The following is a 12,900-nucleotide window of genomic DNA, read 5'->3' as shown; positions in this document are numbered from 1 at the left end:
CGCCGCCGGCGGCGCTTGCGGCGGCCGCCGTCGTCTTCACCCCCCGGGGCATTTTCGCCGGCTTCGTCTTCGGTCTCGCCGGCCTCGGCCGCGTCCAAATCCTCTTCGTCTTCGGGGGCTTCAACCGCCGGAGCAGGCGTAGGCTGCGGCAATTCAGGCACCCCGACCGCCGGCTCGCCGCGTTCCATCGCATGATAGGCGGTGCCGGTCAGCGAATCGTCGGCCGCGATCGTGATGGCGACGCCGAAACGCCGCTCGAGATCGCGCAGATTGGCGCGCTTCTGGTTGAGGATATAAAGCGCGACCTCGGTCCGCGTCCGCACCGTAATGTTGTGTGAAGCGCTCTTGATGAGCGCATCTTCGAGCAAGCGCAGGACATGCAGCGCGATCGACGAGGTCGAGCGCACCGTGCCGACGCCGGCGCAATGCGGGCAGATGATGGTCGAGCCTTCGAGCACGCCGGTTCTGATCCGCTGGCGCGACATTTCGAGCAGACCGAAATGCGAGATCCGGCCGATTTGGATGCGGGCGCGGTCGTTCTTCAGCGCTTCCTTCATCCGGCGCTCGACAGCGCGATTGTTGCGGCTCTCCTCCATGTCGATGAAATCGACAACGATGAGGCCGGCGAGGTCGCGCAAACGCAGCTGCCGGGCGATTTCGTCGGCGGCTTCGAGATTGGTGCGCAGCGCCGTGTCCTCGATGTCGTGCTCGCGCGTCGCGCGGCCGGAGTTCACATCGATGGCGACAAGCGCCTCCGTCTGATTGATGACGAGATAGCCGCCCGACTTCAGCGTGACGTGATTGGTGAACATCGCATCAAGCTGCGCCTCGACGCCCGACTTGGCGAAGACCGGCTGCGCGTCGCGATACGGCTGGACGTTCTTGGCATGGCTCGGCATGAGCATGCGCATGAATTCCTTGGCCTCGCGATAGCCGTTGTCGCCGGCGACGATGACCTCGTCGATATCCTTGTTGTAGAGGTCGCGGATAGCGCGCTTGATGAGCGAGCCTTCCTCATAGACGAGGGTCGGCGCGGTCGATTTCAGCGTCATCTCGCGCACCTGTTCCCACATGCGCAGCAGATATTCGAAATCGCGCTTCACTTCCGCCTTGGTGCGTGAGGCGCCGGCGGTGCGCAGGATCACGCCCATGCCTTCCGGCACTTCGAGGTCCTGGGCGATTGATTTCAGCCGCTGCCGGTCACCGGCATCGGTGATCTTGCGGGAAATGCCGCCGCCGCGCGCGGTGTTGGGCATCAGTACCGAATAGCGGCCGGCAAGCGAGAGATAGGTCGTCAGCGCCGCGCCCTTGTTGCCGCGTTCCTCCTTGACGACTTGGACGAGGAGGACCTGGCGACGTTTGATGACTTCTTGAATTTTGTACTGACGGCGCGGCCGGTGCATCCGCACCGGGACTTCTTCCATCGCATCGCCGCCGAGTTGCTCGACCTGCTCTTCTTCGTCGTCTTCGTCTTCGTCCTCGTCTTCACGCTCTTCGGGTGCGGAACGCTTGCGCTCGCGCGCCTCGATCTCATCCGCGACAGTTTTCTCTGCCACGGGCGCCGCGTCGTCGACGATGGCAAAGCCGGCGGGATCGGCGGCGAGCACATGCGGTTCGGCATCTTCGGCCGACGGATGTTCGTCGGCCGAAGCCGTTTCCTCGCCGGAAACCGGCGCCGTTTCAGCGAACGGCGCAGCTTCAGGAGCCGGCGCCGCCTCCGCTTCAAAATCCTCGGCGCTGGTTTCGATGACGATTTGCTCGGCGAAGCCCTCGGTCGCGGTCTCACCCGCAGCCGATTCGATTTCGCTCGCCCGAGATTCTTCGGCGGCATGCGCCTCGAGCTCGGCCGGTGCCTTGTCGGCTAGCCGCTCGTCCTCGCTGCGGCGCTTCTCGGCGCGCTGATGCCGTCGGCTGCGGCGCGGCCGGTGATTTTCCTCTTCCTCGCGATGGGCATGGGCGTCTTCCTCGAGAAGCTCCTGCCGGTCGGAGACGGGGATCTGATAATAGTCCGGGTGAATTTCCGAAAAAGCCAGAAAGCCGTGCCGGTTGCCGCCGTAATCAACGAAGGCGGCCTGCAGCGAGGGCTCTACGCGGGTGACCTTGGCGAGGTAGATATTGCCGCGAAGCTGCCTTTTATCGGCGGATTCGAAATCAAACTCTTCGACACGATTGCCGCGTGTGACGACAACCCGGGTCTCCTCGGGATGCGAGGCATCGATAAGCATTTTGTTGGGCATGTGGAACTCGTAAGGGCGTGACGCGCAAGGCGCCGCTGCCGCGAGGCTTCGCAAGCAAAGCCTGAGCGTGGCAGGGCGGCGCAAAGGGCGCCGGACGCCAAAGGTGAGAGAGACGATACGCGGCTCGATCCGTGAGCCAGAGCTTGTCGACGCGCCGGGCGTGGGCCTTCGGCCGATCCTGGCGCGGTGCCGGAACGCGAACATCAGCGTGCGTCCGAATGCCGGGGCACACGCTGCCAATTGTCAGTTTGGTGGTCCGAATTGCTCCCTCAGAAGGGCAGACCATGTTCTTCGCTACCTGCGCATTGGCCACGCTGACGCGGGCCATCGAAAACATTTTGTTCGCGCTGCGGGAGACATTGAAAATCGGCGCCATCCGGCGCGCTTACTTTCGGCGCCGCGCCCGAAGGGCGGCTGCCGAACCCGCAGTGTCCGATTCAGATGCACCGGACACGAACGCCTTCTTGTATCGGGTCGTATCGGCCTTTGGCAAGTTTTCTAAATTCTGTTGCCTGTGCGCAACTGTAGCCAAGCCGCAGTTCTGGCATGGTCAGGCAACGTTAACCGCGGCGTTTCATTCTGAGTCTCACAAGGGGAGCGGCGGGGGCGCCGTCCGGGGTTAACTTCTGCCATGAGAGCGACTTTAGCCGGATTGTTGGGGCGCAGGCCGGGATCGGCGGCCAGGCTGCTGCTTGCCGCTGCGGTATCGCTCGCCCCTATCCAAACAGCTCTAGCACAGCAGCACGGCCTCGTCGGCCTGCGCGAGGCTGATTCAGCGGCCCAGGCAGCCCCAGGCGCGCGTCCCTTTGGGCCCATCTATGCCCGACCGCCGCAGCTCGATAACGGCTCAGAGCGGGCGGAATTGAGTTTTGCGCTCTCGGCCCCGGTCAAGGCCACGTCTTTCGTCTTGGCGGCGCCGGACCGGATTGTTGTCGAATTGCCACAGGTTGAGTTTGCGGCCGAATCGGCCGACGCCGGTCAGGCCAAACGCCGTCACGCCGCGGCGGCCTCCGGCGGCCTCGTCGCCTCCTACCGTTTCGGTCTTTTCGCCCCGGGCAAATCGCGCATCGTGATCGATTTGACAGCGCCGGCCCGGGTTTTGCGCGCCGCTTCCGTCGCGGATCGAAGCGGGACCCATCTTATTGTTGCCCTCGCCAAGAGCGACCGCGCCGCATTTCTTGCCGCTGCCCGGCGCGATCAGCAGGTGGCCGAGGCGGATAGACCGGCCTCAGCACCGCTCCAAGCCGCCGCGGCGAACGGTCTGCCGATCGTCGTCGTCGATCCGGGCCATGGCGGCATCGACAGCGGCGCCATGGTGCATGGCTTGGTGGAAAAGAACATCGTCTTCGCCTTCGCCAGAGAACTGGCCGACAAGCTGCGCGCCAGCGGCCATTATAAAGTGATCATGACGCGCGACAGCGATGTTTTCGTCGCCCTCGGCGAACGGGTGAAGATCGCCCGCGATGCCGGCGCCTCGCTCTTCGTCTCGATCCATGCCGACACGATCTCCGACGCCGCGAGCGTTTCCGGCGCCACCGTCTATACCTGTTCCGAACATGCCTCCGACGCCGAGGCGGCGCGGACGGCGGAAAAAGAGAACCAGGCCGATGCCGCCGCCGGCGTCGAGAGCAAGGACGACGACAGCGGCGTCTCGGACATTCTGTTCGACCTGACGCGCCAGGAGACGCGCACCTATAGCCATGTCTTTGCCCGTACCCTGGTCAATTATTGGCAGGTGGCGGCGCGGCTGAACAAGAATCCGGAGCGTTCCGCTGGATTCAGGGTCCTGAAAGCGCCCGATGTCCCCTCGGTGCTGATCGAACTCGGCTATTTGTCGAACGCGAGCGACGGCGCCGCGCTCACCTCGAGCAAATGGCGCGGTGCCACGACGGACAAGGTCGCCCGGGCGATCGATGCTTTTTTTACCGCTAAGGGCGTGCTGCCGGAGAAGGCGGCGGCCGCCGCGCCGCCGGCCGGCCCGCTCGATCCGACGCCCACGGCGGCGATAAAATAACGGACTGCGGCCGGTCGCCGCCCGTCTCCGCCAGGATCAGCCTCTTGGCGCAGCGGCCGCGCCCAACTATCAACACAAAAGCACCGCACCACATCCCGGACTGATGCTCCGGCCCGCATCCGCCGGTCGGCTGACCCTGTCGCAGGAATTTCGTCCCGACAGGGCAAGAGCAGGCCGCCGCCGCGGATCGAGAGGGCTGAACCCTATATGCGCTATATCGCCCGACTTCTCGGTTTCATCTTCACGAGCTTGACGATCGTCTTCATCGTCGGGGCGAGCGCGGCCGGCATCGTGATCTGGAAATTCGAGCAGGATTTGCCGGATTACACCCAGCTCAAGAACTACGAGCCGCCGGTGATGACCCGCATTCACGCGGGCGATGGCTCCGTGCTCGCCGAGTTCGCCAAACAGCGGCGCCTCTATCTGCCGAGTTCGGCCATCCCGCCGCTCGTCAAAGAGGCTTTCATCTCCGCCGAAGACAAGAACTTCTACCATCATGGCGGCGTCGATTTCGAAGGCATGGCGCGCGCCGCGCTCGTGTTCGCGCAGGGCACCCGCCACATGCAGGGCGCCTCGACGATCACCCAGCAAGTCGCCAAGAACTTCTTTCTGTCGCCCAAGCGCGACATCACCCGCAAGATCCGCGAGGCGCTGCTGTCGTTCCGGATCGAGGCGGCTTATTCGAAGGAAAAGATCCTCGAACTCTATTTGAACGAAATTTATCTCGGCCTCGGCAATTACGGCGTCGCCGCCGCCGCGCTGAACTATTTCAATAAATCGGTCAACGAACTGACAGTGGCGGAAGTCGCCTATCTCGCGGCGCTGCCCAAGGGTCCCAACAATTACAATCCCTATACCGAGCGCGAGCGCGCGATCGAGCGTCGCAATTGGGTCATCGACCGCATGGTCGAGAACGGCTATGTCGCGCCCGCCGACGGGGCCAAGGCCAAAGCCGAGCCGCTCGGCGTGACGCAGCGCGTGCTGTCACCCAACACGTATGCCGCCGGCTTCTTTGCCGAGGAAGTGCGCCGCGAGCTGCTCGAGCGCTATGGCGAGAAGAAGCTCTACGAGGGCGGCCTGTCGGTGCGCGCGACGCTCGATCCGCAGACGCAGATGATCGCCCGCCATGCGCTCGCCGATGGCCTCGTGCGCTATGACGAGGCGCGCGGCTTCCGCGGCCCGCTGAAACATATTGAGATCGGCCAGGATTGGGGCCCACCGCTCGCCGCGATTCCGGCGTTCGGCGACGTCGCGCCCTGGCGGCTTGCCGTCGTCCTCGACGGCGACGACAAAGCCTTGCGGATCGGCCTGCAGCCGAAAAAACTCCCTGCGGGCCAAATCGAGGCGAAGCGCGACACGGGCCTGCTTTTGCCTGTGGGGTTGAAGTGGGCACATCGGCGCGGCCGTTCGCTTCTTTCGACCGGCGACGTCGTCTATGTCGAGCCGATCCCAGACCAGCCGGGCCAATATCGGTTGCGTCAGATCCCGGAAGTCGAAGGCGCCATCGTCGTGATGGATCCGGTCACCGGCCGCGTGCTCGCTATGGTCGGCGGATTTTCCTTCGACCAGTCGGAATTCAATCGCGCGACGCAGGCGCTGCGCCAGCCCGGTTCGTCGTTCAAGCCGTTCGTCTATGCGGCGGCGATCGACAATGGCTACACGCCCTCGTCGATCGAGCTCGACGAACCGATTTCGATCGATCAAGGCCCCGGTCTCGGCGTCTGGACGCCGGAGAATTTCGAGGGCAAGTCGAGCGGCCCGCATACCTTGCGCTATGCCATCGAACATTCGATCAACCAGATGACGGTGCGGCTCGCCCGCGACATCGGCATGCCCTTGATCGCCGATTATGCGCGCCGCTTCGGCATCTATGACAACCTGCCGCTTTATCTCTCGATGTCACTCGGCTCCGGCGAGACGACGCTGATGCGGATGACCACCGGCTATGCGATGCTCTGCAACGGCGGCAAAAGGATCAAGGCGACGTTGATCGACCGTATCCAGGATCGCTGGGGCCATACGATCTATCGCCACGACCAGCGCATCTGCCAGAATTGCAATGCCGCCGAATGGCACAATCAGGACGAGCCGACGATCATCGATAAGCGCGAGCAGGTGATCGATCCGATGACCGCCTATCAGATCACCTCGATCATGGAAGGCGTGATCGAGCGCGGCACCGGCCAGGCGATTCGCGCCGTCGGCAAGCATCTCGCCGGCAAGACCGGCACGACCAACGATGCGAAGGACTTGTGGTTCGTCGGCTATTCGCCGGACCTCACCGTCGGCGTCTTCATGGGTTACGACCATCCGCGCTCGCTCGGCGATTCCGCCCAGGCAGCGCTCTATACCGCGCCGATCTTCCGCGACTTCATGAAGGTCGCGCTGAAGGACAAGCCGGACGTGCCGTTCCGCGTTCCGCCCGGCATCAAACTCATCTCGGTCGATGTGAAGACCGGCCTGCGCTCGACCGGACCTGGCACGATCCTCGAAGCCTTCAAGCCCGGCACGGCGCCGCCGACCACTTTCAGCTACGGCTCGCAGGCACCGACCGTGATGACGGTCGATCCGAATGCGGATCAGAATCTCGGGCAGGGGACGGGCGGTCTCTATTAATTTGTCGCGGCCGCGCCCATTTACATCATAAGGCCGCGCCCGTATTTTCCGCCGCCTTGCTCCCCCGGAGATTTCCCGCCTCATGCGTGCCGAAGCCGAAACGCTCACTCAATCGATCAAGCAATCCATGGGATTGCTGAGGAGGCATCTTTGACGTCGATGCCGCGACGCGCCGGCTTGCGGAACTGAACGCAAAGGCCGAACATCCCGATTTCTGGAACGATGCCGAAGCCGCGCAGAAGATCATGCGCGAGCGGACCGAACTCGAGGATCGGCTCGGCGCCATGGCGCGCTTCGAGTCCGAACTTGAAGATGGGGTGACGCTGATCGAATTGGCGGAGGCCGAGAACGATGCCGCCGCCGAGAACGAGGGCCTTGCTCAGCTCAAGAGCCTTAAGCAAGAGGTCGAGCGCAAGCAGATCGAGGCTTTGCTGTCCGGCGAAGTCGACCAGAATGATACTTACATCGAAATTCACTCGGGCGCCGGCGGAACCGAAAGCTGCGATTGGGCGCGGATGCTGTTTCGCATGTATGCGCGCTGGGCGGAGCGCAACAAGTTCAAGGTCGAGATCATCGAGGAAACGGCCGGCGACGAGGCCGGCATCAAATCCGGCACCTTGCTGATCAAGGGCCATAATGCCCACGGCTGGGCCAAGACGGAATCGGGCGTCCACCGGCTGGTGCGCATCTCGCCCTTCGATTCCAACGCCCGCCGGCATACGAGCTTTGCCTCGGTCTGGGTCTATCCCGTCATCGACGACCGTATCGAGATCGATGTGAAGGAATCCGATTGCCGGATCGACACCTATCGCTCGTCCGGCGCCGGCGGACAGCACGTCAACACGACCGATTCCGCCGTGCGCATCACCCATATGCCGACCGGCATCGTTGTCGCCTGCCAGAGCGAGCGTTCGCAGCACAAGAACCGCGCCACCGCCTGGAACATGCTGCGCGCCCGGCTCTACGAACGCGAGATGGAGAAGCGCGAGGCAGCCGCCAATGCCACCGAAGCCGCCAAGACCGATATCGGCTGGGGCCATCAGATCCGCTCTTACGTCCTGCAGCCCTATCAGCTCGTGAAGGATCTGCGCACCGGCGTCACCTCGGGCACGCCGTCGGATGTGCTCGACGGCGATCTCGAGCCGTTTATGGAGGCAGCGCTGGCGCAAAAGGTTTATGGCGGCGCCCCGGACGAAGTCGAGGACGTGGAATAGCCGGCGAGTCGGCGGGCGGAGCGAGGCTCCCCGGCAACGGCGGAAGGAACCCAAGTGCAGCCAGACCGCCAGAGAATTTTCAACGTCCCTTTCGTGCTCGTCGCGCTGATCGGGCTGATGCTCGGCATTCACCTACTGCGCCAGCTTCTGCCGCTCGACCAGGATATCTGGGCGCTCATCCATTTCGGCTTCGTCCCGGGACGCTTTACTTATTTGGTCGATCCGGGCCGCATCGCGAAGGTCATCGCCGCGGCGCAACAGGCCGATCCGACGCAGGCCGAAATCGATCGTGCTTTCCTCAACAATGGCGGACCGCTGTGGTGGACGCCCGTGACCTATGCGCTTCTGCATGCGAACTGGGCGCATGTCGGGTTCAATGCGCTTTGGCTTGTGGCCTTCGGCGCGCCGGTCGCGCGGCGCTTCGGCAATCAGCGCTTTATCGCCTTCTGCATCGGCGGCGCCGTCGCCGGCGCGCTGGCGCATCTCGTCACCCATCTGAACGATTTGCAGCCGGTGATCGGCGCCTCGGCAGTCGATTCAGCGACCATGGCCGCGGCGGTGCGTTTCATTTTTCAGCCGGGCGCCGCGCTTGGCGCATCGCTCGGCTGGAGCGATCCGCGCCAGCAGAAGCCGCCGCATGCGCAGCCGGCGCTTTCGCTCGGCGCCGTTTTCACCAACAGCCAGGCGATGACCTTTCTTGTCTTCTGGTTCTTGACGAATTTTTTGTTCGCGATGGTTTCCGGCCCGGCGAGCTTGGGCGGCGGCGTCGTCGCCTGGCAAGCGCATGTCGGCGGTTTCTTGTTCGGCCTGATCGCCTTTGCTTTATTCGATCCGCCGCACAACGCGCCGCACAATGATGTTGCTGCGCCTGCAAAGGATTAGAGCCGTTTGCGCGGCGTCGCAGCAGCATGCGATAAGCCAATGAAAAAGAGCGGCTTCCGACGCGGACGGCGAAGGTCGTCTTGATTGTTGCGTCCTTCGCCGAAGGCGTGCATCCTTATCCAACCAATCGCCAGCAAGAGCGATGGCTCGAGCATAGTCCAATCGATGACGCTCGAACAAAGGGTGGGAAGGCCAGAGGAGGAGGTCGATATGACAATCGCGCGAATCCTGGCGACGAAAGGTCGTGACGTCGTGACCGCGCAGCCGCACAGAACCCTGCTCGAAATTTGCGAGATCCTTGCCGCGCGGCGCATTGGCGCCGTGGTCATTGCCGACGCACACGGTCAATTGCTCGGCATTTTGTCCGAGCGGGATATTGTGCGGGCGATCGGGCAGGCCGGGGCGAGTGCGCTCGATGATCCGGCTTCGTCGCATATGACGACGGAAGTCGTCACCATCAGCGAGAACGAGACCCTGCTGGCGACGGTCGAGAAAATGAACAATGGCCGTTTCCGCCATATGCCGATCATGAAGAACGGTCGGCTCGACGGCCTTATCTCGATCGGCGATGTGGTGAAATTCCGCCTTGCCGAAATGGAGCGGGAACAGTCGGCGCTGCGCGAATATATCGCGACGGTCTAGAGCGCGTTGCGCAATAGACCCGATTTTGCGATCAGAACGCGCTCGAACTTTTGAATCTCAGCCGCGCCTAAGCCCCGGGCGCCTCGAAGCCGAGCTTCGTCGCCCCAGGGCCAAGCCTCACCGTGCGGTAAAAGCAGGAGCGGCGCCCTGTATGGCAGGCGCCGCCGTCGCCGCCCGGCACGACTTTCATCAATAGAACGTCTTGGTCGCAATCGGTGCGGATCTCGACGATTTTTTGCTGCTGACCGGATGTGTCGCCTTTACGCCAGAGCTTTTGGCGGGAGCGCGACCAATAATGCGCGATCCCCGTATCGAGCGTCAGCCGCAGCGCTTCGGCATTCATATGCGCGAACATCAGAACCGTGCCGTCTTTGGCATCGAGCGTGATGCAGCCGATGAGACCGTCGGCATCGAAGCGCGGCGTAAACACGTCGCCCTCTTCAAGTTCGGCCTCGCCGCCGGCGGGCGGGAAGGGGCTCATCGCTTATTTGCTTCGCACAAGCGTCAGAAACCGCGCCTGCTCGGCCGGATCGTCACGGAAGACACCGGTGAACTGGTTGGTTATGGTCGAGGCGCCCTGTTTCATCACGCCGCGCATGGACATGCAGAGATGCTCGGCTTCGAGCATGACCGCCGCGCCGCGCGGGCGCAGGTGCTTGTCGATGGCATTGATGATCTGCGCCGTGAGCGCCTCCTGCGTCTGCAGGCGGCGGGCATAGATATCGACAAGCCGAGCAAGCTTCGAGAGGCCGACGACCCCCTCGTCGCCGACGTAATAGGCGATATGCGCCTTGCCGACGAAAGGCACCATATGGTGCTCGCAATGCGAATAGAACGGGATATCGCGGACGAGGATCAGATCGTCATAGCCCTGGACTTCCTCGAAGACGCGCGCCAGGACGTCCTGCCCGTCGCTCTTGTAGCCGGAGAAAAGCTCTTCATAGGCTTTCACGACCCGCGCGGGCGTATCGCGCAGGCCCTCCCGGGTCGGGTCGTCGCCCGTCCAAGCCAAGAGGGTCCGCACCGCGGCCTCGGCTTCTTCGCGGCTGGGTCGGACGATAGGGGTGGCTGGGGTTTTGGGGAGCTGGCGTTCGAGCAAGGACTTAACCACGTCATCCATGTGGTGCCTCCAATGGCAGAACCTCTGACTTAGGGACAAACCTCAGGTAAACAAGGTGGCTTTCGGCATTCCTGAGGCAGTGTGACCGGAAGGTGCCAAATCTCGTCGCTGAGCTCTGATTTCCTATATAGAAGCTTGGCTTCTTCTGACCCCTATATAGGGTTTGGAAGGGCCCGTCATCTGGCCGGGACCGCGAAAGATCCATGTTGAACGACGTCTATAACGCAAAGATTTTGGAGCTGGCGGCCAATATTCCGCGCCAGGGCCGGCTCGCTGCGCCCGATGCGACCGCCCGCGCCCATTCGAAGCTTTGCGGTTCCACGGTTATCGTCGATCTCAAAATGGCGGATGGCCGGGTCACGGATTTCGCCCATGATGTCAAAGCCTGCGCACTCGGCCAGGCGTCCTCTTCGATCATGGCGCGGCATGTCATCGGCGCGACGACGCCGGAGCTGCGCCAATTGCGCGATGCCGTCCGCGCCATGCTTAAAGAGAACGGGCCGCCGCCGGACGGCAAATGGGCGGAGCTCGCGATTCTGGAGCCGGTGCGCGACTACAAGGCGCGGCACGCCTCGACGCTCTTGACCTTCGAAGCGACGGTCAATGCGGCCGAACAGATCGAAGCGCGGCAAAAGGCCTCGCCCGATGCCGCTTAAATCGCGCCTCGACATCTTACGCCTGGCGCCGCGCCGCGCCGCCCATCTCCTCATTCGCGCCTATCAGCTCAGCCTTTCGGCCTTTATCGGCCGACATTGCCGGCATGAGCCGAGCTGCTCGGCCTATACGGACGAGGCGATCCAGCGCCATGGCCTTTGGGCGGGCGGCTGGCTCGGCGCGGCACGGCTCTGCCGCTGCCACCCTTGGGGGACTTTTGGCTATGATCCGGTGCCGGACAAGATCGTGCCGTTGCGGCAGAAGCTTGTCGGCGTTTTGACGCGCCGGCACACGCCGCTGCGCTGCGAGCCAGGCGCGCCGCGCTCCGACCCGAGCTGAGCGGACGCCAACGATGCAAATCGCTGTCGCCGGTGCGGCAAATCCTCTAAAAGGCGGCCGTGTTTAAGGCGGTGCCATGCCGAACGAGCTGGAATGAACGAGGAAGACGTGAACGAAACCAATCCGCGCGTTGCCGATTATCCGATCGATCCGCAGTTTACCGGCCGCTGGTCGCCGCGCGCCTTCACCGGCGAAACGATTCCCGAGTCGGAATTGCGCAGCCTGTTCGAAGCGGCGCGCTGGGCGCCGTCCTCATTCAATCTGCAACCGTGGCGGTTCTTTTATGCACTGCGCGGCACGCCGGCGTTCGACACGTTTTTGGGGCTGCTCAGCGAGTTCAATCGGATTTGGGCAAAGAATGCCGGCGCACTCGTGATCATCGCCTCGAAGACCAAGTCGGTTCTGCCCGGCGGCGAAAAGCCGGTGCCGACGCGTACGCATTCTTTCGACACCGGTGCGGCCTGGGCTTTGTTTGCGCTCGAAGCGCATCGGCGCGGCTGGGCGACGCATGCCATGGGCGGTTTCGATGTCGAGGGTAGCGTACCGGCGCTGAACATGCCGGAGGATTATCGTCCCGAGGCGGCGATTGCGGTCGGCCGCAAGGGAGACCCGAGTCTTCTGCCGGAGAGCATGCGGGCGCGCGAGATGCCGAACGGACGCAATCCGCAGAGCGAATTTACCTTTCAGGGCGGCTTCCCCGCCTAGGGATGAGGAGATTGCCATGACGACCAAGCTGAACCGGCCGCGCGAGATCATCGAGTTCTGCCTCGCCCCTTTGGGGATTTCGGAGCAGAGCGAGGCTTACAAGGAGACGTTCCGCCGGCTTGAACACGTCATCAAGACGTTCCAGCTTGCCGCCGCGCGGGAGAAGCAGCCGGTTTCCGTCGATTTCTCGCATATCAATACGATCACGATCGACGAGCGCGCGCACGGCGACGAATGATTCGGGCGCAGCGGCGTTGCCATGCGGCGCCTGCGCCTGCGGCAACGCTTGAGCGCGCCGAAACATCTTTAACTTATAAAGTTTTAGGCGGCATCGAATAAGGTGTGAACCTTTTGCCCGGCACGTCGAAGCCGGGTCGAAGTCATGGTATCGTCATCCGCGGGAGGCAGCGTCGCCGGGCGAAGCGAAGGAGAGTACCGTGCAGTCCAATGGCGATGAACTGAAAGCTGCCGAAACCG

12 protein-coding genes and 1 pseudogene are annotated in these 12,900 nt (G+C 63.2%); 10 read left to right on the top strand and 3 right to left on the bottom strand.

Annotation, left to right across the window (positions count from 1 at the left end):
* On the bottom strand, nt 1-2,237 hold a 2,237-nt coding region (locus Q0025_RS08030; RefSeq protein WP_297297769.1), incomplete at its 3' end, for a ribonuclease E/G.
* A 284-nt stretch (nt 2,238-2,521) separates the two neighbouring features.
* On the opposite strand from Q0025_RS08030, the gene Q0025_RS08025 reads away from it, so the two are divergent.
* The 6 genes from Q0025_RS08025 (at nt 2,522) to Q0025_RS08000 (ending at nt 9,605) form a co-directional block, all read left to right on the top strand.
* Nucleotides 2,522-2,860: a hypothetical protein gene (locus Q0025_RS08025; RefSeq protein WP_297297767.1), complete on the top strand. Its 339-nt coding sequence runs from the start codon at nt 2,522-2,524 to the stop codon at nt 2,858-2,860.
* Between the two features lie 239 nt (nt 2,861-3,099).
* Nucleotides 3,100-4,251, top strand: coding sequence for an N-acetylmuramoyl-L-alanine amidase (locus Q0025_RS08020; RefSeq protein ID WP_297297765.1), 1,152 nt, complete (start codon nt 3,100-3,102; stop codon nt 4,249-4,251).
* 207 nt (nt 4,252-4,458) lie between these two features.
* Nucleotides 4,459-6,867, top strand: a complete 2,409-nt coding sequence (locus tag Q0025_RS08015) for a penicillin-binding protein 1A (RefSeq protein ID WP_297297763.1) — start codon at nt 4,459-4,461, stop codon at nt 6,865-6,867.
* An 82-nt stretch (nt 6,868-6,949) separates the two neighbouring features.
* Nucleotides 6,950-8,081, top strand: a protein-coding gene (gene prfB, locus Q0025_RS08010; protein WP_297297761.1) for a peptide chain release factor 2 whose coding sequence is annotated in 2 segments (ribosomal slippage) — nt 6,950-7,018 and nt 7,020-8,081 — 1,131 coding nt in all. Because the reading frame shifts where the segments join, the coding sequence is not laid out codon by codon here.
* A 54-nt stretch (nt 8,082-8,135) separates the two neighbouring features.
* On the top strand, nt 8,136-8,963 hold the full coding sequence (locus Q0025_RS08005; RefSeq protein ID WP_297297759.1) for a rhomboid family intramembrane serine protease: 828 nt from the start codon (nt 8,136-8,138) through the stop codon (nt 8,961-8,963).
* A 210-nt stretch (nt 8,964-9,173) separates the two neighbouring features.
* The gene (locus Q0025_RS08000; protein WP_297297756.1) at nt 9,174-9,605 is read left to right on the top strand and encodes a CBS domain-containing protein; all 432 of its coding nucleotides are present in this window, start codon (nt 9,174-9,176) and stop codon (nt 9,603-9,605) included.
* Between the two features lie 67 nt (nt 9,606-9,672).
* Here the strand turns inward: Q0025_RS08000 and hisI are convergent, their stop codons facing one another.
* Together hisI and folE are read right to left on the bottom strand one after the other, a co-directional pair.
* Complete coding sequence (gene hisI, locus Q0025_RS07995; protein WP_297297754.1) at nt 9,673-10,086, bottom strand: phosphoribosyl-AMP cyclohydrolase; 414 nt, start codon at nt 10,084-10,086, stop codon at nt 9,673-9,675.
* Nucleotides 10,087-10,089: 3 nt separating this feature from the next.
* Complete coding sequence (gene folE / locus Q0025_RS07990; RefSeq protein WP_297297752.1) at nt 10,090-10,725, bottom strand: GTP cyclohydrolase I FolE; 636 nt, start codon at nt 10,723-10,725, stop codon at nt 10,090-10,092.
* A gap of 203 nt (nt 10,726-10,928) precedes the next feature.
* Here folE and Q0025_RS07985 point away from each other — a divergent pair, with 203 nt between their 5' ends.
* The 4 genes and pseudogenes from Q0025_RS07985 to Q0025_RS07970 all read left to right on the top strand — a co-directional run bounded on the left by Q0025_RS07985 (nt 10,929) and on the right by Q0025_RS07970 (nt 12,661).
* Complete coding sequence (locus tag Q0025_RS07985; protein ID WP_297297750.1) at nt 10,929-11,381, top strand: iron-sulfur cluster assembly scaffold protein; 453 nt, start codon at nt 10,929-10,931, stop codon at nt 11,379-11,381.
* Nucleotides 11,371-11,613: pseudogene (gene yidD, locus Q0025_RS07980) on the top strand (membrane protein insertion efficiency factor YidD); the annotation flags it as partial. The gene Q0025_RS07985 and the pseudogene yidD, both read left to right, overlap by 11 nt.
* Nucleotides 11,614-11,811: 198 nt before the next feature.
* A complete protein-coding gene (locus Q0025_RS07975; RefSeq protein ID WP_297297748.1) occupies nt 11,812-12,423 on the top strand; it encodes a nitroreductase family protein in 612 nt (203 codons plus the stop codon).
* A 16-nt stretch (nt 12,424-12,439) separates the two neighbouring features.
* On the top strand, nt 12,440-12,661 hold the full coding sequence (locus tag Q0025_RS07970) for a hypothetical protein (RefSeq protein ID WP_297297746.1): 222 nt from the start codon (nt 12,440-12,442) through the stop codon (nt 12,659-12,661).
* Nucleotides 12,662-12,900 lie beyond the last annotated feature (239 nt).

Origin of the sequence: uncultured Methylovirgula sp., assembly GCF_947646745.1 — a bacterium.
Lineage (GTDB): Bacteria > Pseudomonadota > Alphaproteobacteria > Rhizobiales > Beijerinckiaceae > Methylovirgula.
Note: the sequence above shows the minus strand (reverse complement) of the source record. Positions and strands in the feature narration are given on the sequence as shown.